The sequence below is a fragment of the Collinsella sp. BA40 genome (genome assembly GCF_008014645.1).
Classification (GTDB): Bacteria; Actinomycetota; Coriobacteriia; order Coriobacteriales; family Coriobacteriaceae; genus Collinsella.
This window is the reverse complement of record NZ_VOWY01000006.1, coordinates 15,360-39,516: the sequence shown is the minus strand read 5'-3', so window position 1 is coordinate 39,516 and position 24,157 is coordinate 15,360. Positions and strand designations below refer to the sequence as shown.

Genomic DNA, 24,157 nt, shown 5'->3' with positions numbered 1-24,157 from the left:
GGGAGCGTCGTGACCGACGTACAGGAAGAAACCGAGCAGATCGAGACGGCGTCTGCAATAGGCGGGACGGCGCCGGAGGAGGATGGGCGCGTGTATCCCGGTGCCACCGTAGACGGGTCCGACGGGGACCGTCCGGCGGGGGCGCCGCGGATCGTGCGAGCGCTCTTCGCCATCTCACTCGTTATGGTGGTGTTGGCGGCGGCGTATTTCGTGTTCAACCCGCCTTCGAGCGAGATGGCTCACGATGATGCGTCGTTCCTGCAGACCACGGCGGACGAGGAACCGCAGACGGCTGCAGCCGATGGCGGGGCGTCGGGCGCGGATGGAGCCGCGGCCACAGGCGATGCGCAGGTGGCCGACGATGCCGCGGCCGCGCAAAGCGATACGGCCGCTCAGACGGCACCGGCTGCAGGGGCACCGAGCGGGTCTGGCGCCTCGGCTCCGGATTCCTCGGCCGCATCCGGGCTGTCGGGCTCTTCGGGCGCCGCGGGCGACGCTGCGCCAGCTCCTCAGGCGCCTTCTACCATCAGCGTGCGCGTGCTGGTCGATTCCTCGGCAGCCAATGGCTCGGTGAGCGCTGATACCACGCTTACGTTCGAGGAGGGGGCTACGGTGTACGACGCCCTGTGCGCTACCGGCCTCTCCGTCAACGCGCGCAATTCCGGCTTCGGCGTGTACGTCGCGGGTATCGGCGGACTGGCGGAGTTTGATTTCGGCGGTGAGAGCGGCTGGAAGTACAGCGTGAACGGAAGCTTCCCCGGTCATTCGTGCAGCGTGCATACCCTGCACGACGGCGACGTGGTGAAATGGGTCTACGTCACGTCCCTCTAGCGGGCGTAGATATACGACGAGGGCGGTCCGTTGAAGAACGGGCCGCCCTCGATGCATTCGTTGAGTACGCGCGCTACGACTGATTGCTTAGGAACTTGCGACGCGAGAAGAAGTTGTACCAGGTAACCAAGAACGTGGAGATGAGCTTCATGGCTTGGTAGCCGATGTTGAGCATGCTGACGCCCACGAACATGTAGAAGTCGTTGAGCGCCAGGCCGATGGCGGAGAGGATCGCGAAGATGGTGAACTCGCGCTTGCGGCTGATATCGTCGCGATGTTCGAATACGAAGCGCATGCTGAGCACGTAGTTCACGATGATCGAGGCGATGAAGCTGATGGTGGTGCTGGGCAGCACACCGAGGTGAACGACTTCGACGAGGTAGAGCAGGGCCGTGTATTCGACGGCGAGCGATATAAGCCCCACGACGGCAAACTTGCCGAATTGCTTGGTGGAATCTTTTGCAATGAGCGCGTGCACCCGCATGGTCCTTTCGCCTTCGACTAACGCGAGATGAACTATACGAGCTTTGTGCAGGGCGCGCATCAGGTTTCGTGCAAATCTACCGTTTCTGCACGTTGATGTAGGAAACGGGGCCGCCTGCGCTGCGTGGTGCGCGAGCGCCGCGGGTAGGACGGCGGGCGACTGCGGCCGTTGCGCCATATCGCGTTAAGACGCCTGCTGCTCGCCGCCATCCAGGAACAGCTTGCGCGTAACGAAGTTCCATACCATAACCACCGCCGTCGCGCCGATCTTCACGATGCGGTAGTCGATTGCGACGAGCTCGGTTCCCGCCCACATGAGTCCATCGTTGATAAGCAGGCCGATCACGGAGAGCACGACGAAAATGACGAACTCTCGCTGCTTCGACATGCCCTCTTTGTGCGAGAACACGAACCGCATGCTGGCTACGTAGTTAAACACCACGGATACGATGAACGATACGGTCGCCGACGCGACGGGGGCGAGGCCGACCAGTTCGGTGAGGGCCACCATGAGGCCGTAGTCGATGACGAAGGCGAGCACGCCCACGATGCCGAATTTCATGATCTGCTGGATGAGGCGCTGCATGCGGTTTTGCTCCTTACGTGGCCGGGCGTCGGCCGTGTCGCGGGTTCTTTGGCGTTCGTGGGTAGAAGCCGCCCTATGTAACCGAGCTGCATGGGCGCTGTGTTACCATCGATTGCGTTTCTGTTCGATTGTATAGAGGGGGCATGGTGGATCGCGCTGCGCTAACGGAAGACCCGCTCTTCTCCATTATCATGCCCTGTTATAACGTCGCGTCCTATCTCGACGCCGCGATCGATGCCGTTCAGGCGCAGACGTGCGAGAACTGGGAACTCATCTTGGTCGATGATGGCTCGGCGCCGGACGAGGCCGCCCTGCTCGACGCCCGTGCGCAGGCCGATCCGCGTATTCGCGTGGTAGCGCACGAGGTCAATCGGGGCGTCGCCGCCGCACGCAATACGGGTCTTGCGCACGTGCGCGGCTCCTATGTGTGGATGGCCGATCCCGATGACCGCTGCGATGCGCGCCTGCTCGAGCACGTTGCCGCCGCCCTTGAAACCCCGGATGTCGATTGCGTCGTGTTCGGCTGCACGGAGGTGTACGTCGATGCAGCGGGCGAGGTCTCGCTGAAGCGCGAGGTGTTGCCGCCCGTACAGGGGTATTTCTCTGGCCAGGGTCTGCGTGAACAGGTTTTGCCGCTCGAAGAGTCCACGCTCTACGGCTATCCCTGGAACAAAGTGTATGCGCGCCGCGTCCTGGAGGGGCTGCGATTCGAAAACGTCCCGCTCATCGAGGACATCCTCTTCAGCATCGCCGCATTCGACCGCGCGGATGCCGCCGTCTTCCTGCAGGAGCCCCTCTACGAGTACGCCAAGCGCCAGGCAAGCAACCTTACCAATAGGTTCGAGCCGCGTTACTACGACGTGCACCGCAGGCGCATCGAGGAGCTCTATTGCCAGCAACAGCGCTGGGGTGCCGATACGCCGGAGGTTCGCTCGCGCTTGGGTTCGCTCTACGTGCGCTACATCATGAGCGCGCTCGAGCGCAACTGCGATCCGCGCGCGCACATGTCGCATGCCGATCGCGTTGCGTGGTGCCGCACCGTGTTCGATGACGAGCTGTTCCGCACGCTCGTTCCGGGCGCTGTCTCGCGCGGCGGGCGAGCGCTATCGGCCGGTATCAAGCTTATCTCGCTGCGGTCGCCCTTCGTCGCGTGCGCGCTGGGGCGTGTGATACATCTGGTGCGCCATGGCATGGGAGCCAGCTACGCGAAGCTTAAGATGGAGAGGTAGATGGATATGGCACATAACGTTTCCCCTGCTTGCCATGGGAGCGCTTGCGCGGAATCGCCGGTGCTCACCATCGCCATGCCGTCGTACAACGTCGAGCGCTATCTTGCCCACGGCCTCGCGTCCTTTTGCGACGAGCGCCTGGCCGGCGTGCTCGAGGTGATCGTGGTGGACGATGGCTCTACCGATGGCACGCGCGCTATCGCCGAAGCGTTCGCGCAGCGCGAGCCGCGCATCTTCCGCGTCCTCTCCAAGGAGAACGGCGGGCACGGCTCGGCCATCAACGCGGGCCTCGCCGCCGCGCGCGGCACCTATTTCCGCGTGGTCGACGGCGATGACTGGGTGGACACCGACGGGCTGGTGGCGCTCATCGGTCGCCTCCGTGCGCTTGGCTGCGAGCTCGTGGTCGACAAGAAGCGCGAGGTCCATATGGTAACGGGTGCCACCGAGCTCTTCGAGCTGGCCGACGGCGTGGAGCGCGACGCGGTGCTGCCGTTCGAGCAGGTGTGCGCCAACGACGCGGCCGCCGCGCAGATCATGATCCACACGCTCACGGCGCGTACGGATTACCTGCGCCGCATGGGTCTCCATCTGCTTGAACACACCTTCTACGAGGATTACGAGTACATCGTTAAAGCGAGCGCTCCCGCGCACTCGATCGCGTTCCTCGATATCGAGGTCTACCAGTATCTGGTGGGTAATGCCGGCCAGAGCGTGAGCCAGGCAAATTACGTCAAGCGCTGGGCCGACCACTCGCGCGTGGTCGATGAGATGCTGCGCTACCTATCGGATGCGGAATCCGGCCACCTTGCCGAATCCTTGGAGCCCTGGGCGCTTGCGTACCTGCGGCATAAGGTGCATCTCATCGTTGATACGCACTACAATATCGCCTTGCTGTTCGATGATGATCGGGCCCGCGGCCGCGCTCGCGCCAAAGCGTTTCGCGACGAGCTCAAACGCGCGAACGAGGATCAGTGGAAGATGGGCGAGGAGCGCTATAGGACGGCGCTGCTGCTGAATCGCCTGGGCATTTCGTATACTCGTATGCAGCAGATGCGTGCGAAGCTCGGCCGCTAGGCACGGGATTCGCCTGGGAAGGGATAGGATATGAGCAAGAAGCGCATTGCCATCTTTAGTATCGACGCCAAGCTCGGCCACGAGGTCAAGGGCGCCACGCGCTACGTCTATCTTGCCGAGACGCTCGCCGCCGAGGGCTACGAGGTCGATTTCCTCACCTCTCGCTTCCAGCACTGGGAGAAGCGCCAGCGCGACGTCGAGTCGTTCGATGCAAGCGTGCACTCGTTCAACGTGCGCTTCATCGAGGAGCCCGGCTACCCGAAGAACATGTGCCCGCAGCGCATCTGGGCCCATCACGTGATGGCAAAGAACATGCGCGCATATTTCGAAGAGCATCACGATTACGATCTTATCTATTGCCAGATTCCACCGAACGACGTTGCCCTGGCCGTCGGTCAGTCGGCGAAGCGCTACGGCATCCCCTTCGTGGTCGACGTGAACGACCTGTGGCCCGAAGCGTTTCGCATCGCGCTCGATGTCCCTATCGTTTCCGATATCGCGTTTGCGCCGTTCTACCGACAGGCTCGGCGCACGTATGCGTTGGCCGACGCCATCGTGGGCACGTCCGACGAGTACGCTGCGCGCGGTTTTCGCGATCGCGCGGAGGACATTCCCAAGGTCGTTGCCTATGTGGGCAATGACCTGGCCGCGTTCGACTCCGGGGCGCTGGCATATGGCTCTCAGGTGGCAAAGCCCTCCGGCGAGTTCTGGGTCTCGTATGCGGGCGCGATGAGCAACTGCTACGACCTGCGCACCCTCGTGTACGCGATGTCGCGCCTGCAGCGCTCGCACCCTTTCATGAAGCTCAAGCTCATGGGCGATGGCACCATCCGCGAGGAGCTGGAGGCGCTTGTCGCCGAGACGGGCTGCAACGTCGATTTCTTGGGCTACATGCCGTATCCCCAGATGGCCGCCTATCTGGTTGCCTCGGACGTGCTGGTGAATTCCTTGGTCGAGAACGCGCCGCAGAGCGTTCCCACAAAAATCGGCGACTACCTCGCCGCCGGCAAGCCTATGCTCAGCACCTCTATGAGCCCGGAATTCCGCGCGAAGGTCGAGCGGGACGGATTCGGCGTGAACGTGCGCCCCGGGGACGTCGAGGGCCTGGCTGCGGCTTTGGAGCGCTTGGAGGCCGACGCTTCGGCGCGCGAGCGCATGGGCGCTGCCGCCCGCGCCATCGCCGAGGACCAATTCGATCGCAAGCACTCGTATCGCCAGCTCGTCGAGCTGGTCGAGCAGCTTACGCGCTCGTCACGCTAGGGGGATTGGCACCCGGCTCGCTATTGACAGCTTCTTCAACGTGTTCGCGGATGGATCGGTCAAGCGGTCCGTCCGCGTTTTCGTTGATGCGTCCAAGTGCGAACGCGAGGGTGAAGGGCGCGGTATAGAGGAAGGGGAGCGTATAGCGAAGCGCTTCGAGATTGCTCGAGGCGTCCGAGACCGGAGACACCCATAGCAACGGCAGGGATGCGAGCACGGGGAGCAGCGCTACCAGGCGCTCCTTGGTCAAGCGGCGTATCCGGAAGCTAAGAAGAAGGCAGAATGCGGGGATCAGGGTGGTGTAGAGCGCCGGCGTGAAAAGAGGCCCCAACAGCCGGTCTGTTGCAGTCCGGTTGAGGGCTTCGACGGCGTGCTCGGCTCGTGCGCGCATCGATTCGGGCCGCGAGATGTCGGGGACGCCGTTTTCCGGGGTATCTGCCATGCCGTAGTTGATCGCCACCTGATAGCGCAGGCTCAGATCGAACCATCCCGACTCAAGATCCAAGATGGCCTGCACGTTGTTCTCGGGGTGGCGCAGGAGCTGGGTGGCAAATACCTGAGCGTAGGCGCGAACCATTTCGGTAGACGGGTCGATATCGACGCCTTTTCCGTGGTTCACCATATCGACGATGTCTTTCCGATAGCGCTTGGCCAGCGTTTCGTAGTTCAACAACCGGTCTATGACCTCGCGCTCATCGGGAGCGACCTCTTCGGGATACTCGCGCACATAGCGGGCGGTCTGCTGGTAGAAGAACCCGAGCATCTCGTTTTTCGACCCGGGGGATACATCGAGCAGGGGGAACACCACGGCGGGGAACACCACGGCGGCGAGCACGATGGCGGGCGCCATGCAGGCGAGCAGCTGCTTCCGTAGCGCGCGCTTGAGGACGAGCGCCCCCAGCAGGCAGAGCGCAGCCACATATAATCCCGTACGCTTCGTAAGCGCCAGCAGCACCGTGCAGCAGAACAGGCCGGCGAGCCAAGGAAGACGTGGCGAGTTCGACAGGGCTATCCGCGAGAACTCGACGATAAAGGCCAGGAAAACGATTATGAAAAGCGTGTCTTTCACCGGCGAGGCCGCCATGAAGGGGAAGACGGGAAAGAGCGAGAAGAAGGCGATGGCGATTGCAAGGGATGGCGGTCGCCATGAGAATCGGACCGCGACATGGCAGATCGTTCGGCTGATGCTCAGGGCGAGCAGCACGCTTTGCACGATCACGAGCAGCATGAAGCCGTCGTTGGCCGAGCCGTGCTCCATCCCGATCTTCACCAGGGAGCCCATGATGAGCGTGTCGAGAATGGGATGATGGTCGCTAAACGCGCTGTCGGGCACGATGCAGTATGGTCCGAATTCGGGTGGATTGCCGAAAAACTGGCAAAGCTGGCTTGACGTATCGGAGAACGTGACGCCTGGATACAGCGTGTCCAAGAGGGGCATCCAGCATATAAAGATGATGGCGGCGAAAGCGAGGATGTGGGGAATCCTGACGCGCGAAAGCGCGCCTGCGTTTCGCGACGGCATGCGCGAGGCCAGGTGCTCGCAACCAAGGAACACGACTGCGAACGCAGCGAGGTAGGCGCCGAAGCGCACGGCGCCCTCGTCGAATGAAAAGGCGGCATTCGTCGACTCCGCCATCGTGCAGAGGAGAGATAACGCTGCCAAGACGAGGAGGTAGCCGGCGTAGCCGCGCACCCTGTTGCATCCCCGTATAATCCGGGATGGTTGTTGCGGGGTATCCAAGGGGGCTCCTAGTGGGAAGAGGTTCTTCGCGAGATGCTATCGATCTTGTTCCATGACGCGGTATACGTTGAGCTCCCATTGCTTGCGCTCGTTGCGGGCGACCGTATCGAGAATGAGTCCGGTTGCCAGGGAAAGACCCGAGAGGAAGACGAAGCCCACGGCAAGCACCGCCGTTGGAAGCCTCGGCACGAGTCCGGTCTGTATGAACTCGACGATGACGGGAATGCCGCAGATAAGGCCGAGGGCGAGGAAGAGCGTCGCTATGCTGCCGAAGCAGGCGAGCGGCCGGTAGTTCTTGAAGAGCGTGCCGATCATCAAGATGACCTTGATGCCGTCGCTTACGGTATCAAGCTTCGATTCGCTGCCCTCGGGGCGATCGCGGTAGACGATGGGGACGTCGGCTATGCGCCAGCGCCGGTCTACCGCGTGGATCGATAGCTCGGTTTCGATCTGGAATCCCGTGGAGAGCACGGGAAACGTTTTGACGAACGGGCGGGAGAAGGCCCGGTAGCCGGTCATGACGTCGTCAAACGTGTAGCCGTAGATCCATTTGATCATACGGCGCACCAGGTTGTTGCCAAAGCCGTGGAACGCGCGCTTGTTCTCTTTGGCGTATGTGCCGTTGGAAAGGCGGTCGCCAACGACCATGTCGGCCTTGTTGTCCAAGATGGGTGCGCAGAGCTCGGCGGCCTGTTCGGCAGGGTAGGTGTCGTCGCCGTCGACCATGAGGTAGCAATCCGCTTCGATGTCGCGGAACATCTGACGGCATACGTTGCCTTTGCCCTGGCGGGGTTCGTGGCGCACGATCGCACCGGCGGCACGTGCCTTGTCGGCCGTGCGGTCGCTCGAGTTGTTGTCGTAGACGTAGACGGGCGCGCCGGGCAGCTCGCGGCGGAAATCGGAGACGACCTTCTCGATGGTGACCTCTTCGTTATAGCAGGGAATCAAAACGGCTATACGTGAAGTGTCAACGGTTTTCATAGGGTGCATCTCTCCTGGTTGCTCTGAATGCAAGCTAGCTTTCCAGTATATATCGGTTCCCAAACAGGCTATGATTCTCCTTGAATCTTCTAGCGTTTGCGATCAATTGGAAGGGAAGCGAACGAATGGGCACGAAGCCTCGCTACATCTACTTCGACATCCTGTCGATCGTCGCCAGCCTTGCCGTCATTTTCTTGCACTGCAACGGCATCGTGCACTGGGGGCCCGCAACGCCCCATTGGTCGCAGGCGCTGGCGGTCGAGGTCGCGTTCTATTGGGCGGTCCCCATTTTCTTCATGTGCTCGGGTGCTAAGACGCTGGCGTATCGCGACCGGAAGGATACCAAGGCCTTCCTGGTGTCGCGTATGAAGGGCATCTTCGTGCCGTTCGTGGCCTGGTGCATAATCCAGTACCTTGTGCGGACGAGCGGCCTGCTCAACCCCGTTCCCGAGGGTTGGACGCCATCGCTCGGCCATTTCTTCAACGTGTTTATGAACGGCCAGATCGACGGCACGTACTGGTTCTTCTTTTCCATGCTCGGCGTCACGCTGTCGATGCCGGTGCTCTCGCGCCTGAAAGACCATGCGGATACGATGTGGTACCTGGTGGGGGCCTACGTGCTGCTGTCGGGAACCATCGCGCCGCTCTTCAAGGTGCTGGGGCTGCCGTGGAACGGCGGCATCGCCATCAGCGTTGCCGGCGGCTACATCATGTATACCGTGTTGGGATACCTGCTCTCCCAGGATACGAAGATATTCGCTGTCCGCGGGCGGCGTCTGGCGCTCTACGGCCTCGGCGCCCTGGGCCTGGCGGTCCGTTATGGCTACACCTGGATCTCTTCCCAGCAGGCGGGCGTGCTCGACAACGCGCTGTTCGACTACAACTACCTTACCGCCATCTTGCCCTCCGTTGCGGTATTCATCTTCTTCAAGCAGGTTGATTGGGATGGGTTGCTGGCACGGATCCATGTCAGCGCGAAGCTGGTCAAGCAGGTCGCAGGCCTCACCTTCGGTGTCTACCTCATGCATTATTTCGTGCTCAACGAGATCTTCATCTCGCGCCTCGGTATGGATATGACGTCCCATGTCGTGCGCCTCGGATTGCCCTGGGTGATCTTCGCCCTTTGCCTGGCATGCTCCTATGCGCTCAACCGCATCCCGTTCGTACGTGGTATCGTAGGCGGTTGGCGATAGGGGCGCCTTCTGGTGCAGGCGCGACCATGGGTGAGATTGCAGCGATTCGCAGGGGGATAGCTTGAACGATACGAAGCAGGTCGAACGATTCGGATCCGGTCGAGGTGCGTCCGCTGGGCGCATCGATGCTCGGTTCGCCGTGGTGTCCGTGCTCTTTTCGTTGCTCTATGCCGCCTCGTTGGCGATCGGCCGCAACCTCGCCCGTACGGGTACGTGCGACCTTGGGTCAATGGCTACATGGGTGACGGTGCTCGTGTTGGCCGCACCCTTGTCTATCGCGGGATACGCGATGCTCTCGCGGGCCTCCTCCCGTCATCGCGTGGCGGCATCCGAAGGTCTTCGCATGCGCGTGCGCCATCCGTTCTTACTGGCCTGGAGCGTTATCTGCCTTGCGTGGCTGCCCGTGCTTATTGCGCGCTGGCCTGGCGATTTCTGTTTCGATGCCATGTGGCAGACGGCGTTCGTCGCGCCGGATACAACCAATATCTCCGAGTATTGGTCCCATCTCAACGCGTGGCATCCGCCGCTGCACTCCCTCTGGCTCGGTGGCTCGCTCGTTTTCGGCCAGACGCTGTTTGGCTCCTACGGTGCTGGATTGGCGGTCTATACCGTAAGCCAGACGCTCATCTTCTCGCTGTGCCTCGCGCGCGTCGTCTCTTATGCGTACGAGTCGGGGCACCTTCGTATCTACGTGGCTGCCCTCGCGTTCGCCGCGCTATTCCCGGGCTTCTCGGTCTATGCAACCATGACCACCAAGGACGTTGTGTTCTCGGGTCTATTAGCGCTGGTGGCGCTGTGGGTCTACCGTACGGTACGCGACGATATTCCGTCTACGGGTATACGCAGCTGGCTGGTGTACGGCTTCTTTCTCTTCCTGCTGTCCATGCTCATGCGCAACAACGCGCTCCATGCGTTCCTGGTCGTGGTGCTGCTTGCGCTCGCGCTTCATGCTGGTCGGGCGTTCGATGCGCGCCGCCTGCTCGTTGCACTCGTCTCTGCTATCGCGCTGTCGCTCGTTATCACCGGTCCAGTGTATAGGGCTCTTGATATCAAGCCGGGTCCATCTAAAGAGATCATGAGCGTTCCTTCGGTGCAGCTTGCGAGCGTCTTGGTTGACCATGGAGCCGAACTCGATCCTGCCGACCGCGCCTATATCGAGCAACTTGTTCCCGATTGGCGCAAATACGACCGCAACACGCTCGCCGATGCCACGAAGGAGCACTTCAACACCGGTCTCGTCTCCTCTGATCCGCTGCGGTTTGCTCGTCTCTATCTCGGGCTCGCGCTTCGCTATCCTGGCAATTTCATCAATGCGTGGGCGCTGCTTTCTGCAGGGTACTGGAGTCAGTCGGTATCCTATGCCAACGAGGCGGATGCGGTCCAGCTATCGCTCATGTGCCCGTATGACGCGGTGCGCGGCGCCTTGCCGCAATACCTCGCGGTTCCCTTCGAGCGTCCCGTGCCGCCCTTGAGCGACGCGGTCGACTCTGCTCTGGCATCTCGATTCGAGGCGAACGTCCCCGTTTTGAATCTGCTCTTCAAGGCTTCGACGTGGTTCTGGCTCGCCATGGCCTACGTGTTTGCATGCATAGCCCTGCGCATCCCAGCGAGCCGCATGATACCTGCCGCCGTCCTGCTTGCGTATTGTTTAACGCTCTTCCTTGGTCCGGGGTCGCTGTATAGGTATGCCAGCCCGTTGTTCACGAGCCTGCCTTTGCTGCTCGTCATGATGGCCGACCTTGTCGGGGCGTCCGCTGCGTCCGACTCCGCGTATGTCCCGGCACACATGCGTGCGTAGCGAATGATCGTCACGCGATCGTTTGTCTACGTGCTGCCGAATGCGAAAAGAGGGGCCCGAAGCAGGTCTGTGTGAACTGCTTCGGGCCCCTTCGTCGCGCGCTGCTTAAGGCTGCAACGCGTTTCTAGAACTTACGCTTGGCTTCTTTGCGCTTTTGCTCCTCCTGGATGCGCTTCACGCGAATCTTGTGAACGCTGTAGAACATGATGGCCACATCGCGGCGGGTGATCACGTCGTTGGGCGCGTACATGCCCTCGGGAGTGCCATACTTCACGCCGGAGGAGGCAAGCCACCAGATCTCCTTGGCGCCCGGGGTCTCATCCGTAACGTCTGGATACATGTCGCGCAGGCGCTCGGTGGGCTCGAATGCGGGCTTACCGTCGAGCAGATAGAGCATCCTGGCGAGTTCGTAGCGCTTCACCTGGTCGTGCGGGCGGAATTCGTCGCCGGCCATGATCTGCGCGATTCCGGCATGACCCAGCCACATGATGGACTCTGCGTGCGGCGTCTTGTCGTCAACATCCTTGAACAGGGTGCGATCCTCGTCCGAAGGAGCGTAGTCGACTGCATCGGAGTAGCGGTAGAGCATGGCGGCGACATCGCACCGCGCCACCAGCACATCGGGGCGGAAGGTGTTATCGGGGTAGCCCTTGGAAATCTTCTGGCGGGCGAGCCACCAGATCTCCTTGGCATGCGGCGTGTCCTCGGCGATGTCGGTAAAGGCGAACTGCTCGCGGTACGCCTGGCACACGTCCTCGACGGGGCCGTCCATGCGCATGTCGCCCTTCTCGATCCAGATGGCGCGCTCGCAGATGCGCTCGACCTGGTCCATGGAGTGGCTGACCAGCAGAACGGTTACATCGCCCGAGTCGACGAAGTGCTTGATGCGCTTCTCGCACTTGCGCTGGAAGAATACGTCGCCTACGGAGAGCGTTTCGTCGACGATGAGCACGTCGGGCTCCGTGATGGTGGCGATGGCGAATGCGATGCGCGCGGTCATACCGGAGGAGTAGTTCTTCAGCGGCATGTCCATGAAGTCCTCGAGTTCGGCGAACTCGATGATGTCGTCCATCTTGCTGTCGATGAACTCGCGCGTATAGCCCAGCAACGCGCCGTTGAGGTAGATGTTCTCGCGTGCGGTGAGCTCGTAGTCGAAGCCCGCGCCCAGCTCGATAAGGGGTGCGATGTTGCCGCGGACGATGCAGTTGCCCGAGGTGGGTTCGAGCACGCCGGCGATAACCTTGAGCATGGTGGACTTGCCCGAGCCGTTGGTACCGACGAGGCCGACCGTCTCACCGCGCCTGATCTTGAACGAGATGTTCTTGAGAGCTTTGAACTCCTCAAAGAAGAGCTCGTGCTTCATGATCTTGATGAAATACTCTTTCAAGCTGTTGAGCTGCTCCGATGCCATGTTGAACACCATGGTGACATCGTTGACCTCGATTGCGTATTCTTCGTCCTTCTTGATGTCGGAAGACATGGATGCTCCTAAATGTAGAGGATGAACTTGTGCTCGGTCTTATGGAAGATCAGGTAGCCGATCGCCATGGCGATGACCGCCCAGGCGGTGCAGCTGATGAGCACGGCGGCGCTGGGGCTCGTCTGATACAGGAAGATGTCGCGCATGAACATGACGTAGGCGTACATGGGATTGGCCTTGAGGATGACCTGCATGATCGGGTTCATGCCGTCGATCATGGCGAAGTCCCAGAAGAGGGGGGTGGCGTAGGTCCATGCGGTCATGACGACGCTCCACAGATGGATGACGTCGCGGAAGAATACGGATAGGGCCGAGAGCGCCAGGCCCACGCCCATGCAGAAGAGCATGAGCAGCAGCAGGCCCACGGGCAGCCACAGGATATGCACGGTGGGCATGATGCGGAACCAGAGCATGACGATGGCTACGGCGATGAGCGAGAAGAAGAAGTTGACCAGCGCGAAGAGAACCTTCTGCACCGGGAACACGAAGCGGCGGATCTTGACCTTCTTGAGCAGCGACGACGACCCGATGATGGACATGAGCGACGAGCTGGTGGCGTCGTTCATGAGGCCGAAGGTGATGTTGCCCAGGATGAGGTAGAGCGGGTAGTTCACGATGTTCTCACCGCGCAGGCCCACGAAGAACGTGCTGAACACAGCGGACATGACGATCATCATGAGCAGCGGGTTGAGCACGCTCCAAAGCACGCCCAGGAAGCTGCGGCGGTATTTGAGCTTGAAGTCCTTGCCCACGAGCTGCTTGAGGATATAGATATCCTTCTTCAAGTCGTTCTCATGATGGACGGGAACAGTATTTTGGTTGGTTGAATCCACGGGTCGACCACCTTCATACGCAGACATTTTACAATGGGCTATATTAGCATTAAGGTTTCTGAGTCATAGAATCTGCGCGATGCGAAAGCGGTTCGCTTTCGTCTCTCCAGCCGTTCCGTACGTCCTCTTCGTGAATGCGGGGTACTTATATATGAGTGTCAAGTCGGATGTTCGCTCGGTGCTGCCCGCCAGCAACCGGTATTTCGAGCAGCGCGTCTCCGAGGTCGTCGGGCAGATCGCCGAGGTGCGCGACGAGGCGCGCGGGCTGCACGAGGAATCCCTGCAAAAGATCGATGCGCTGCGCCCCTTGTTCGACCCCGTTTACGGGTCGTTGCGCGAGATGGGCGACCGCCTTTCGGCCTTCGAGGCGGCGCGCGACAAACCCAGTTATTGCAACCTGGAATATCTTGGACTCAACCGCGAGTACACCGGCCGCCGCATCCTTCTTGCCGGCTGGTATGGTGCGAGCAACTGCGGCGACGAGCTCATGATGCGCACCATGCTGCAGCATCTCGAGGGCCGCGGCGTCCGCGTGTCCGTGCTGCTGTGGGACGATCCCGACTACGATTTCAGCCTCCTGCCCGCGTGCGCCGACCAGATACACTATCCGCGTTCCATCTGGGAGCTCCGCCAGCTGGCCGAGTACTTCGATGTTCTCGTATGGGGCGGCGGCGCCATCATCGATGAGCGCCAGTTCAACCACGATCCCAAGAACATCAACACGGGAAACCTGTTTATCTGGCTGAGCGAGGAGATGCTCAAGCGCGACAAGGACGTCTACGCCGTCGGCCTTTCGGCGAACGAGTCTCTCGAGCCCAACACGGAGTTCTCGCGTCGTCTGGGCGGTGTTGTTTCGCGGTGCTCGCACGTATCGCTTCGCGACGGCTACTCCCTTGAAACGCTGCGCCGTGCCGGCGTCGACGTGTCCCATGTCGAGCTGTGCGAGGACATCGTTTTCGGCAACCGCGCCGTCGGCTCGCGCTCGCCGCGCGATGATGATGCTCCCTTCACCGTGGGCATCGTCTTTATGACGGGCGACGTCACCAACGCGCACAACCGTCTGGCCCTTCCGCGCATCCTCGATCGGATGCGTGAACGCTTCGGAGATGCCTGCCGTATCAGGCTCATTCCGTTCTACAACTTCTGGAAGTTCGACACCACGCTTCTGGGCCAGCTGGTTGAGGAGCTCGGTGTGGCCGATCGCGTCGAGGTCGCTCCGTATACCGACGATTTGCGCGAGCTCGCTTTTCTCGATTGCGATGTGGTGGTGGCGTATCGCTACCACGCGTGCCTCGTGTCCGCAGCAGCCGGCATTCCCACGCTGTTCATGTGCGTTGACGACCATCCGCATTACCGAAACAAGATGCGTCGTATCGCCGAGGTATTCGGCATGTCGAACAATCTGCTCATGGCCAGCACGTGCTTAGACGACGGGTCCTTCGATGCCCGCTTCGGCGAGATGCTGTCCGAGCCCGCCATCCCCCTCGTGCCCGCGGGGCTGTTCCAGGAGAGCTTCGATTTCCTGGAGCGTATTTGCAGTTCGATTGTAGAGCCGCGCGCTTAGTTATACTGGTACCCGTTGTGTAGTTCAGGAGATTGGCCGTTATGTCACCCAAAGTTTCTGTTGTCGTGCCCGTTTACAACGTCGCCGCCTTCCTTCCCGCCTGTCTCGATTCCATTTGCGCCCAGACGCTCAAGGATATCGAGATCATCGTGGTGAACGACGGTTCGACCGATAACTCGCTCGAGATCGCGCAGGAGTATGCCGCCAAGGACGATCGCGTCAAGGTGCTTACCAAGGAGAACCGCGGCTACGGCCACACCATGAACCTCGGCTTCTCCCATGCCCGGGGCGAGTACATCGGCATCGTCGAGTCCGATGACTGCGCGCGTCCCGAGATGTTCGAGACCCTGTACAACCTTGCCGTTCAAAACGATGCCGACGTCGTGCGCTCCAATTACTGGAATATGTCTGAGAACGGCACCAAGTTCGATCTGGTCGACGTCCTCAATCTCTGCGATGCGCCGTACGATTCGGCGTTCGACACCGTAAACCACCCCGATATCCTGCGCGGCAGCCCGGCCATCTGGACGGCCATTTACAAAGCCTCGTTCCTCAAGAACAACGGCATCGAGTTCCTCGAGACCCCGGGTGCCTCCTTCCAGGATACCGGCTTCGCCTTGAAGGTCCTTACGTCTGCTCAGCGCATGGTTATCACGCGCAAGGCGTTCCTCAACTATCGCGTGGATAACGCTGGCTCCTCGGTGAAGTCCGGCGCCAAGATGTTCTGCGTGTGCGACGAGTACGACTCCTTCGAGGAGCATCTGGCCCGCAATCCGCAGCGCGCTGAAGCGTTCCGCTACGTTATTCCTTCCAAGAAGTACGAGACGTACGTGTGGAACTACAACCGTCTGGATGATTCCCTCAAGCCCGAGTTCATGGAGCGCATGTCGCGCGAGTTTGCCGAGGCCAAGGCCGCTGGCAACCTCAAGCAATCCGCCTTCCAGGACGTCGAGTGGCTCGAGCTCAACGAGCTTATCGAGAATCCCGCGGCGTTTAGCAACCGCGCCCTTACGGTGCAGTATCCTCCCCAGGATTTCAAGGAGCATCGTCGCACGTGCTGTGCGAACGGTCTCATCTCGCGTCTTCGCATGTACGCTTCGTTCATCAAGCACGCTCTGTAATATCGTTTGACGAAAGCCGTATGTATGAATGTAGATAGCCCCAACGCTTCCCAGCCGCTCGTTTCCATCGTGGTGCCGGTGTATAACTCCGAGCGCTACCTGCCCACGCTTCTCGATTCCCTGCAGAACCAGACGTATCGCAATCTGCAGATCATCTGCGTGAACGACGGATCCAAGGATGGCAGCCTTGCTATTCTGCAGCAGCGCGCGCAAGACGACCCGCGCCTCGTGGTGATCGATAAGGTTAATTCCGGGGCAGCTTCTACGCGTAACGTTGGTATCGACCGCGCGACCGGCGATTACCTGTGCTTCGTCGATTCCGATGACTACGTGGTGCCCACGGCGCTCGAACAGCTCGTCGCGGTCGCGCTCGAGCATGATACCGATGCTGTGATCTTCGATATGGACAACTTCGACGACAAGACGGGGGAGACGGCTCCCACCAACGCCGTCTTCAAGGAGTTCGTCCCCGCGCGCACGGTGTTTGGAACTACCGATATCGATAACTTTTACAAGCGCGTGGTGGGCTTTACGGTCAACAAGCTGTATCGTACCTCCTGCCTAAAGGATATCAACCTCAAGTTCCCCAAGGTGGGTGCGCACGAGGATATGCCCTTCACGTACATCGCCCTTACGGCGGCGCCGCGCCTGTACTATCTAGATGAAACGCTGTACTATTACCGCCGCGCCCGCGAGGGTAGCCTTAGCGATGGCACCAACGACGACTACCGCTATATGCTCGATGCGCTCGAGGCTTTCCGCGATGGCCTTAAGGAGCACGGCTTGTGGGGTGCGTGCGAGCGCAACTTCGTGAACTATGCCCTCCACATGTGCCACTGGAAGTACACGGTGCTTGACGAGCAGGGTCGCCAGACCTTTGCCGACGACCTGCGCACCCGCGTGTTCGATTTGTTCGATATCACGCGCCATGATGCTGAGTACTTCTTCGACTCGGATGACTACGCATTCTACGAGCATATCTCGAGCTCGACGTTCTTCTCGCGTCTGTACGATCGCCTCTACTTCTTCCTGCGTCGCATCTGGCATAAGATTCGCAGGTAGGCTCAAAAGCGGCATTCATGTACCTTTGAGTTGCTACAAGCTGCTGCATGCAAGCGCTCCCGCATCCGGAACCATCTGGGATGTGGGAGCGCTTTTCTTGTGCGAGGCGACGTAATAACCGCGCGGCGTTGCCATCAGGCGCCCCGCGGTCGATGCATCATCGGATGTGGGGCGCCGTCATGTACGGGGCCGATTAGACTCGCTGCGGCGTTGCCATGCCGCTGTGACCGGGTTGCGCCAGCCAAGCTTCGAGGGCGCTTGTATCGGCAATTCGATTGTCTTGGATATAGAGCATCGTCAGGCTCGTGAAGGGGCTTACGTCGAACGATGTGAGCTCGTTTGATTGCAGGAAGAGGTTGTCCAGCTTGGTGCAGCCGCTCAGGTTGATGCTGTGCAGCTTGTTAAAGCCCGCATAGCAGCTAAAGAGCGAGGTGCAGCCGGAACAGTCGAGCGACTGCAGCTTGGTGTTGGCGACGTGCAGGTTGAGCAGGCTGCTTACGCCGGAGAAGTTGAGCGCGGTGAGATTGGGTGCAAATACGGTGATGTCCGTAAGGTCTTTGCAGCCGCGCGCATCTATAGAGGTGATGCCTGTGGCAGCCTTCGGGATGGTAACAAGGACCACCGGTAGCCCGTCGATCGAGGCGGGGAGTGTGGCCGCGCCCGACTTGCTCGTGTTTACGATGTAGATGCCCGAGCCGCGGAACGTGATATCGTTCCCCTCGGCATCCTGGCCAACGACATCGCCCCAGGTGAGCGTTGTGTTCTGGTTCACCTTGATATAGGTGAAGCCGTCTTTCGTATGCTTCGTGGGGGAGCTGGGGTCCTTCTGCGGCAGCACGCTGCCCGTATGGCCCGGTTGCTTCAGCCATCCTTCGAGGGCGCTGGTGTCTGCAATCAGATTGCGCGAGCAGTCCATCTGGAAGAGGTCGGGGCAGGGACTGATGTCAAGCTGCGTGAGCATGTTGTTGCTCACGAGGAGGTTATGCAGCTTGGAAACGTGACGCAGGTCGATGCTGGAGAGCTTGGTGTCATAGATACTCAGCACGTTCAGGTTGCGGCATCCCTGGAGGTCGAGCTGCGTAAGATTGCAGTTGCTCACCGTGAGCTGTTCGAGCTTGGTAAGCGTGTCGGGAGCGATGGTGAGCCCGGAAAGATTGGAATTCGAAACCGTGAGTACGCGCAGCTCGCTCGCCGCATCCACATTGATGCTTGCGAGTTCGGTTTTCTGATAGCCGCAGGCGATGTGCGCGTATACCAGCGGGTGGTTGTCGATGGTGCGGGGCAGCGTAAGGGACTTGGCGTTTTGCGGAATGGACGTGATGTAGGCGCCCGGGCCGTAGTACTGGATGGGGGCGCCGCTTTCGGTTGTCGTGATGACGTCGTACTTCTTATAGCCGCATGCCTCGCTCACGTAGAGGTACGTGCAATCATTCCAGGTGCCGGGGACGGGCTTGGCTGCTGTCTGGCGCTGCGGTTCGAGCGTGCCTGTGCGACCGGGGTGCTCCAGCCACTGCTTGAGGGGCGCTAGGTCCTGGATGTTGTTCATCTCGCATTCGAGCTCGCTTAGCATGGGGGAGTCGCTGATGTCGAGCGATGCAAGCTGGTTGTAGCTGATCGTGAGGAATACCAGCATCGGCAGGTTGCTCAAATCGATGGACGCCAGCTGGGTGTCCTTCACATAGAGCGTCGTGAGGCTCGGGTTGTCGTGGCAGGTGAGGCTGACAAGCGCTTGCGATGTGCTATGCAGGCCGCGCAGCTCGGGCAACCCGTGCGCCGCGATGGACGTGAGCCTGTCCATATCGGCCTGCAGGAACACCAGGTTGCGGGCGGCCGTGGCATCGATACCTTGCAGGTTGGGCGCCTGCTCGGGCGCTACGAAAGGCTTTTGGAACTCAGCCGAGATAACGGGCGTGCCCTTTATGGTGGCGGGCAGCTTCAGCGTGGTGGCAGAGCCCTCGTAGTCGTAGAGATAGATGCCCTCACCGCGGTAAAAGATCGTTGTCGTATAGTCCTTTCCGGGGACTTCAACAACTTGGTCGTAATCGTTGAACCCGCTGCCATCCTTGATGTTCACATAGGAGAATCCGTTATACGTCCCAAGCTCGTAGGGCTTTTCCGCAGGGGGTTGCTGGGAATCGAGGTAGGTATCCAAGCGATGGAGAAACGCCGCCATATCGCAACGGACGATGTCGAGGTAGGGGCGGAAGGTCTTAGTTCCATCTTTCTCGTTCCAGCCCGTTGAGATTTTGGCATCTGCAAGCCATAGGATGGCGCGCTTGTGCGGCGTGGCCGAATCAACGTCCGCGAACCCGTTCGCTTCATTCTCGTTTACCTGCGGCTCTCCGGCAAGGCGGTAGAGGAACGCCGCCATGTCGCAGCGCTTCACGATTTCGTACGGGCGGAAGCTGAACGTTCCATCGTGATTGTCCCAACCGCTGGAGATGCCCTGATGGGCGAGCCATAGGATGGCACGGCGATGCGGCGTGGAAGCATCGACGTCCGAGAAAGCGGGAGCATCGTCTTCGTTGAATTGCGGCTCTCCAGTCAGACGGTAGAGGAACGCTGCCATATCGCAGCGCTTGACCGTTTCGAATGGATGGAAGCTGCTGGTGCCGTCGCCATTGGGCCAGCCTTTGGAGATGCCCTCGTCCGCAAGCCAGGTGATGTGCTCCGCATGCGGCGTGTCGGCGCGTACATCGGTAAACGATGCGGCCAGAGCCGGCGTGGCGCATGAGAGCACCAGCAGGAACATGGAGGCCATGCCCAATATGGCTTGTAGCCTCCGCTTCGATTTCGCCATCGTGTCGTTCTCCTTCCTGTCCGTGCGGCGCCTGCCGCACGTATCCGTTTTCGGCAGTTGCTCGGCCCGGGTCTAGGGGGCTAATACTGCCTTAGAAGTAGACTATTCCTATCGAGTCGATTGTGGAATAGGCTACTAGGGCTAAATAGATTGATGGTGAAGAGGCAGCGTTGCCGAGCGGGTGCATCGCGCGAGATGCATGCGATGTTGTTCGCCGTCCATACTGGTGGTTTTGCGGATTGCACGACTGTGCGCATGGCCTGCGATGCGATAATCGCAGCGACTTGCGTCAATGCGTCTGTAAGGAGAATTCTATGGGATATGGAACGGGTGTCGTTCGCATTCGGCAGGCATGTGCAGCTGCAGCCTGCGCGCTTGCATTCTTTGCTCCCACGGCGTCTGCCTGGGCGGAAGCTCCGCTCATGGGAGCCGGTGTCGATGAGATTCCGGGTATCGAGGGTATCTCGGGTTCATTGGCGGTGGGCAGCGCGGATGTGACGGAGGCTATCGGGAATCCTGCGGCCTCGGGCGAATCTGCGGCAATGCCGCTGCATGCGACGCGTGCGGGCGGTACGTTCTACGCCTCCATGGATGGCGCGGTGTGGCAGTCCGAAGCGCACAGGATGCTCGCGATGGTGAACAATGAGCGCGCTCGCCTGGGCGTGCCCGCGCTTCAATGGGATTACGAACTTGAGCAGTCAGCCATGCAGCGTGCTGCGGAGACCTTCATCATGTTCAGCCACGATCGACCCGATGGAAGCTCGTGCTTCACCGCGTTCCCTAGCGGGCTCAGTATGTATGGCGAGAACATCGCCATGGCTTCGTTCGGCAACGCGGATAACGCTTATAACATGTGGTATAACTCGCCGGGTCACTACGCCAACATGACTCATACGGGCTTTACCAAGGTGGGCATCGCATGCTTTAGGGGACCCGATGGCGTCTACTGGGTCCAGTGCCTCGGTGCTGGCGGGTCGAGCAACACGACCGCCTCGCTCTATGACGGCGCGGCCTCGTTCGCCGTACCCCTGCCAGACTCAATCATTACGGCGAGCTACACGAGCGCCTCGGCGCTCACGCCGGGCGTCGGTGCGCTGCGCGTTTTGCCTACGGTGACCTTTGCGTTTAACGGCGTGGTTGGAAACAGGCGGATCAACGGTTCCGCAACCTATGGCAACGAGATGTTCTCGTGGAGGACGGATGACGAGCGCATCGCCGGCGTCGGCGAGCACATAGGGAGCCGGTGCTGCATCGGCGTCGCTCCGGGTAGGACCACGCTGCATGCCGAGTTTCCGTCTTCCTCGCGTCTGAACAAGGATGTTCCCGTGATCGTCACGCGTGAGGGCGCATTCATCGATGTCGACGCGAACACGCCTCATCGTGATGCCGTGCTATTCATGTCCTCCCTGGGCGTGACGGCCGGTTACGCCGACGGGTCGTTCAAGCCCTATGTTGATGTTGCGCGTGCCGACATGGCCGCGTTCCTGCGCCGTTTTGCTATCGCCTCCGGCGTGGAAGGAGCCGATAGCTGGCAGCCTTCCCAGGCCGATTGGAATAGGTTCTCGGACGTGCATCAGGATACGCCGCATGCCCAGGACATCCTGTGGCTTGCGCATGCGGGTATCTCCACCGGTTTCGACGACGCGACGTTTCGTCCGTTCGCGAGCGTGACCCGCTGCGACATGGCTGCGTTCCTGCGTCGATTCGGTAAGGTGGCGGGTATCGAGAGCGCGCTTTCCTGGACGCCGAGCGCCGGCGATTACGCCGCGTTCCCCGACGTTGCTGCTACGACGCCTCATCGCGATGACATCCTGTGGCTCGCGCACTGCGGCGTCTCGACGGGCTTCCCGGACGGCACCTTCGCTCCGTATGCCATTGTGAAGCGCTGCGACATGGCCGCGTTCCTGAAGCGCGTGTCCGAGCTGCCTGCGTAGCGCGCTTGGGGTCGTCGTTCTGTACTGAATGACGCTGATGGCTAACGGCTGGATTGCGATTGAGGGCCAGGGCGCGAGTTGCCCTGGCCCTTTTGCTATGCCGCTGTATTTCAAACTTTGACAGTTCTGAGTTGATGACGGCGACGCTATATGCGATCAGCTATTTGCGCTGCATTCCATTTTAATTGGTTTGTTGCGCAACAAATCTATCTGAATTGCTTTTAGGCTAGAGATGGCATTATCCAATCCGTCGTCAGTAATGATGCGGTGTTACCGGAATGGAGTTGGAAAGAAGATGGCCATATCGAAACGTATTTTGCTATCTGGAATGGCTGGGGCTTTGTTGATAAGCCCCTGGATTCCTTCGACGTCAATTGCTATGGATGTGAATTCTCAGAGTTTTGAGTCCGGCTGTCGTAATGCGGAAATGATTTTGAATGATTTCTCACCGGCCGTGGAATATGATGGCAGCGTTGATCAGTTTGATGATTCAATCCTCACTGAGGAAAACCTGGAAGGTCAGCAGGAGTCTGAACGTTCTGGTAGGGCTTTCGGAATCCCATTGAAGAACGGGGTTACAAAACGCTATAAGGTCTCGACCGACCTTGGATATGTGCCATTCACGGTATCTATTTCTAGTTCCACGGTAGCCCAGTTTGACGTTGCCCTCTCGGCGCCCGGTGGTTCCGTTGATGTGTATATCGAGAATTTTAAGGGCGTCGATCAATTTCTCGGTACCGTGTGGTCAGCAACTCATTTGCGCTCATACCCCGTATCGGTTCCTGCAGGTAATTACACGTTAAAGCTCTATTTCCATCTGTCTAATCCCGGTTTGATGAATATCGGATATATCACCGTACCAGGAATGGATGCCTATTCTCGTACTCATGTGTATGAGTACGAGAATAATAATGTTACGGCTCATGCGAATGCGCTGTATGGGCGGTCATCGTGCTTGGGATTTATGTACGACCTTGGGGCTGCATATACCTCGCATGCACACGTTGATACGGACTTCTTTTCATTTGAACTCGCTGAGGATGCTTATACAAGGATAAAGTATGCTGCAAAGCCAGGGGTACATGTGGCGTTGGTGGATGCTTCTGGCAACACATTGCGATACAACCTGAATTCAGATGAAAATCTGCTCCAGGCCACCGTTCCATACGGACAAGGGGATACGCCGTCAGGCTTCTTTGATTGCGGGCTGTTGAAGGCCGGGAAATATTTCATCAAGGTGTGGAACGATCAGCCGTCAAATGTCAAATCATTGTATATGGCTGAATATGAGCTCCGTGATACTCAATATATGGATGTTCAAAATAACACGCCTCATAAAGATGACATTATGTGGTTAACGAATACCGGGATATCTAAGGGTTGGCGCGAGTGGAACGGTTATTCATTCCGACCGATCAGCGATGTTGCTCGAGCCGATATGGCTGCCTTCCTTTACCGCTTGGTTGGATCCCCGATGTATGTCCCTTCAGCTGAAGAGAAGGCTCGTTTTGTGGATGTGGATGACAATACTCCGCATGCAAAGGAGATTTGGTGGCTTGCCTCGACAGGAATCACAACAGGTTGGGATATGGGTGATAGGCAAGAATTCCGTCCTTATGCGAGCGTCGCGCGCGCGGATATGGCTGCCTTCCTTTACCGTTTGGCTGGTTCCCCAGAATATAAGCCGTCTGAGTCCGAGTTAAAGGCGTTTCGGGATGTGAATAATGAAACGTCGCATGCCAATGAAGTCTATTGGCTTGCCTCTGCTGGAATTTCGAAAGGTTGGACCGAAGGTGACGGGTCTCATACCTTCCGTCCGTATTGGACGGTTGCTCGTGCCGATATGGCTGCATTTCTGCACCGTATGTCAAATATCGGCTTGCTACCTTCTGAATAGCTAGCGTGTAGTATACATTCTCTGCCGCTTTATGCTTTTATTCGGGCTTGTGGGCTGGATATGGTAGGGAATTGTGTGTTATATGGGAAGCCGGCGCATCGAACCATGTCCCGTCTTCCTTGTGATAAACGGGCACCAATATATGGTTGAGCGTGGTTTGACAGGTCTCAGATCCGTCGCTGGCTCTCTATAAAAATGCTAGGCGAGGCCCCTCTTCGTGATGAGAGGAGAGGCCTCGCTTCGTTGGAGCATTCGGCTATGTGCACCTGAATCTATGTGCACCTGAATGC

Annotated in this window: 18 protein-coding genes and 1 pseudogene; 11 read left to right on the top strand and 8 right to left on the bottom strand. The window is 59.4% G+C overall.

Features of this window, described 5'->3' with window-relative positions; genetic code table 11:
* Positions 1-9 precede the first annotated feature (9 nt).
* A complete protein-coding gene (locus tag E4J93_RS02365) occupies positions 10-831 on the top strand; it encodes a DUF4430 domain-containing protein (protein WP_147587887.1) in 822 nt (273 codons plus the stop codon).
* 73 nt (positions 832-904) lie between these two features.
* On the opposite strand, the gene E4J93_RS02360 is transcribed toward E4J93_RS02365, so the two are convergent.
* A complete protein-coding gene (locus E4J93_RS02360) occupies positions 905-1,315 on the bottom strand; it encodes a GtrA family protein (protein WP_229056361.1) in 411 nt (136 codons plus the stop codon).
* A 183-nt stretch (positions 1,316-1,498) separates the two neighbouring features.
* Positions 1,499-1,900, bottom strand: coding sequence for a GtrA family protein (locus tag E4J93_RS02355; RefSeq protein ID WP_147587886.1), 402 nt, complete (start codon positions 1,898-1,900; stop codon positions 1,499-1,501).
* Positions 1,901-2,043: 143 nt separating this feature from the next.
* Between E4J93_RS02355 and E4J93_RS02350 the strand changes: the two genes are divergently transcribed.
* From E4J93_RS02350 to E4J93_RS02340, 3 genes are read left to right on the top strand one after another with little or no spacing between them, the layout of a single operon-like run.
* The gene (locus tag E4J93_RS02350; protein ID WP_147587885.1) at positions 2,044-3,129 is read left to right on the top strand and encodes a glycosyltransferase family 2 protein; all 1,086 of its coding nucleotides are present in this window, start codon (positions 2,044-2,046) and stop codon (positions 3,127-3,129) included.
* 6 nt (positions 3,130-3,135) lie between these two features.
* A complete protein-coding gene (locus E4J93_RS02345; protein ID WP_147587884.1) occupies positions 3,136-4,203 on the top strand; it encodes a glycosyltransferase family 2 protein in 1,068 nt (355 codons plus the stop codon).
* Between the two features lie 30 nt (positions 4,204-4,233).
* Entirely contained in the window at positions 4,234-5,463 is a 1,230-nt protein-coding gene (locus E4J93_RS02340) for a glycosyltransferase family 4 protein (RefSeq protein WP_187231576.1), read from the top strand.
* Here the strand turns inward: E4J93_RS02340 and E4J93_RS02335 are convergent.
* A complete protein-coding gene (locus E4J93_RS02335; RefSeq protein WP_222705677.1) occupies positions 5,444-7,204 on the bottom strand; it encodes a DUF6020 family protein in 1,761 nt (586 codons plus the stop codon). The genes E4J93_RS02340 and E4J93_RS02335 overlap by 20 nt on opposite strands.
* Before the next feature lie 36 nt (positions 7,205-7,240).
* Positions 7,241-8,185, bottom strand: coding sequence for a glycosyltransferase family 2 protein (locus E4J93_RS02330; protein ID WP_147587882.1), 945 nt, complete (start codon positions 8,183-8,185; stop codon positions 7,241-7,243).
* Positions 8,186-8,310: 125 nt separating this feature from the next.
* Between E4J93_RS02330 and E4J93_RS02325 the strand changes: the two genes are divergently transcribed.
* Positions 8,311-9,378, top strand: a complete 1,068-nt coding sequence (locus E4J93_RS02325) for an acyltransferase (protein ID WP_147587881.1) — start codon at positions 8,311-8,313, stop codon at positions 9,376-9,378.
* 61 nt (positions 9,379-9,439) lie between these two features.
* Positions 9,440-11,176, top strand: coding sequence for a DUF6020 family protein (locus E4J93_RS02320; protein WP_147587880.1), 1,737 nt, complete (start codon positions 9,440-9,442; stop codon positions 11,174-11,176).
* Between the two features lie 124 nt (positions 11,177-11,300).
* On the opposite strand, the gene E4J93_RS08235 is transcribed toward E4J93_RS02320, so the two are convergent.
* From E4J93_RS08235 to E4J93_RS02310, 3 genes and pseudogenes are all read right to left on the bottom strand, one after another.
* Positions 11,301-11,927, bottom strand: coding sequence for an S-layer homology domain-containing protein (locus tag E4J93_RS08235; RefSeq protein WP_255431879.1), 627 nt, complete (start codon positions 11,925-11,927; stop codon positions 11,301-11,303).
* Positions 11,901-12,656 (bottom strand): annotated as a pseudogene (locus E4J93_RS08230) (ABC transporter ATP-binding protein); the annotation flags it as partial. The gene E4J93_RS08235 and the pseudogene E4J93_RS08230, both read right to left, overlap by 27 nt.
* 8 nt (positions 12,657-12,664) lie before the next feature.
* Positions 12,665-13,489, bottom strand: coding sequence for an ABC transporter permease (locus tag E4J93_RS02310; protein ID WP_255431874.1), 825 nt, complete (start codon positions 13,487-13,489; stop codon positions 12,665-12,667).
* 151 nt (positions 13,490-13,640) lie between these two features.
* On the opposite strand from E4J93_RS02310, the gene E4J93_RS02305 reads away from it, so the two are divergent.
* The 3 genes from E4J93_RS02305 to E4J93_RS02295 are packed head-to-tail and all read left to right on the top strand — an operon-like array spanning position 13,641 to position 17,236.
* A complete protein-coding gene (locus tag E4J93_RS02305) occupies positions 13,641-15,053 on the top strand; it encodes a polysaccharide pyruvyl transferase family protein (RefSeq protein ID WP_187231575.1) in 1,413 nt (470 codons plus the stop codon).
* A gap of 41 nt (positions 15,054-15,094) precedes the next feature.
* Positions 15,095-16,174 (top strand): glycosyltransferase, encoded by a 1,080-nt coding sequence (locus E4J93_RS02300; protein WP_147587876.1) that lies wholly within the window; start codon positions 15,095-15,097, stop codon positions 16,172-16,174.
* Positions 16,175-16,198: 24 nt separating this feature from the next.
* Positions 16,199-17,236: a glycosyltransferase gene (locus E4J93_RS02295; protein WP_147587875.1), complete on the top strand. Its 1,038-nt coding sequence runs from the start codon at positions 16,199-16,201 to the stop codon at positions 17,234-17,236.
* A gap of 193 nt (positions 17,237-17,429) precedes the next feature.
* On the opposite strand, the gene E4J93_RS02290 is transcribed toward E4J93_RS02295, so the two are convergent.
* Complete coding sequence (locus E4J93_RS02290; RefSeq protein WP_147587874.1) at positions 17,430-20,036, bottom strand: S-layer homology domain-containing protein; 2,607 nt, start codon at positions 20,034-20,036, stop codon at positions 17,430-17,432.
* A 314-nt stretch (positions 20,037-20,350) separates the two neighbouring features.
* Here E4J93_RS02290 and E4J93_RS02285 point away from each other — a divergent pair, with 314 nt between their 5' ends.
* The gene (locus E4J93_RS02285) at positions 20,351-21,970 is read left to right on the top strand and encodes an S-layer homology domain-containing protein (protein WP_147587873.1); all 1,620 of its coding nucleotides are present in this window, start codon (positions 20,351-20,353) and stop codon (positions 21,968-21,970) included.
* 295 nt (positions 21,971-22,265) lie between these two features.
* The gene (locus E4J93_RS02280; protein WP_187231574.1) at positions 22,266-23,867 is read left to right on the top strand and encodes an S-layer homology domain-containing protein; all 1,602 of its coding nucleotides are present in this window, start codon (positions 22,266-22,268) and stop codon (positions 23,865-23,867) included.
* The last annotated feature ends 290 nt before the right edge of the window (positions 23,868-24,157 follow it).

Bases quoted from the DNA above. Each gene is read 5' to 3' on its own strand.
- E4J93_RS02360 (WP_229056361.1), bottom strand. From the start codon at position 1,315: ATGCGGGTGCACGCGCTCATTGCAAAAGATTCCACCAAGCAATTCGGC.
- E4J93_RS02355 (WP_147587886.1), bottom strand. From the start codon at position 1,900: ATGCAGCGCCTCATCCAGCAGATCATGAAATTCGGCATCGTGGGCGTG.
- E4J93_RS02350 (WP_147587885.1), top strand. From the start codon at position 2,044: ATGGTGGATCGCGCTGCGCTAACGGAAGACCCGCTCTTCTCCATTATC.
- E4J93_RS02345 (WP_147587884.1), top strand. From the start codon at position 3,136: ATGGCACATAACGTTTCCCCTGCTTGCCATGGGAGCGCTTGCGCGGAA.
- E4J93_RS02340 (WP_187231576.1), top strand. From the start codon at position 4,234: ATGAGCAAGAAGCGCATTGCCATCTTTAGTATCGACGCCAAGCTCGGC.
- E4J93_RS02330 (WP_147587882.1), bottom strand. From the start codon at position 8,185: ATGAAAACCGTTGACACTTCACGTATAGCCGTTTTGATTCCCTGCTAT.
- E4J93_RS02325 (WP_147587881.1), top strand. From the start codon at position 8,311: ATGGGCACGAAGCCTCGCTACATCTACTTCGACATCCTGTCGATCGTC.
- E4J93_RS02305 (WP_187231575.1), top strand. From the start codon at position 13,641: ATGAGTGTCAAGTCGGATGTTCGCTCGGTGCTGCCCGCCAGCAACCGG.
- E4J93_RS02300 (WP_147587876.1), top strand. From the start codon at position 15,095: ATGTCACCCAAAGTTTCTGTTGTCGTGCCCGTTTACAACGTCGCCGCC.
- E4J93_RS02295 (WP_147587875.1), top strand. From the start codon at position 16,199: ATGAATGTAGATAGCCCCAACGCTTCCCAGCCGCTCGTTTCCATCGTG.
- E4J93_RS02290 (WP_147587874.1), bottom strand. From the start codon at position 20,036: ATGGCGAAATCGAAGCGGAGGCTACAAGCCATATTGGGCATGGCCTCC.
- E4J93_RS02285 (WP_147587873.1), top strand. From the start codon at position 20,351: ATGGGATATGGAACGGGTGTCGTTCGCATTCGGCAGGCATGTGCAGCT.
- E4J93_RS02280 (WP_187231574.1), top strand. From the start codon at position 22,266: ATGGCCATATCGAAACGTATTTTGCTATCTGGAATGGCTGGGGCTTTG.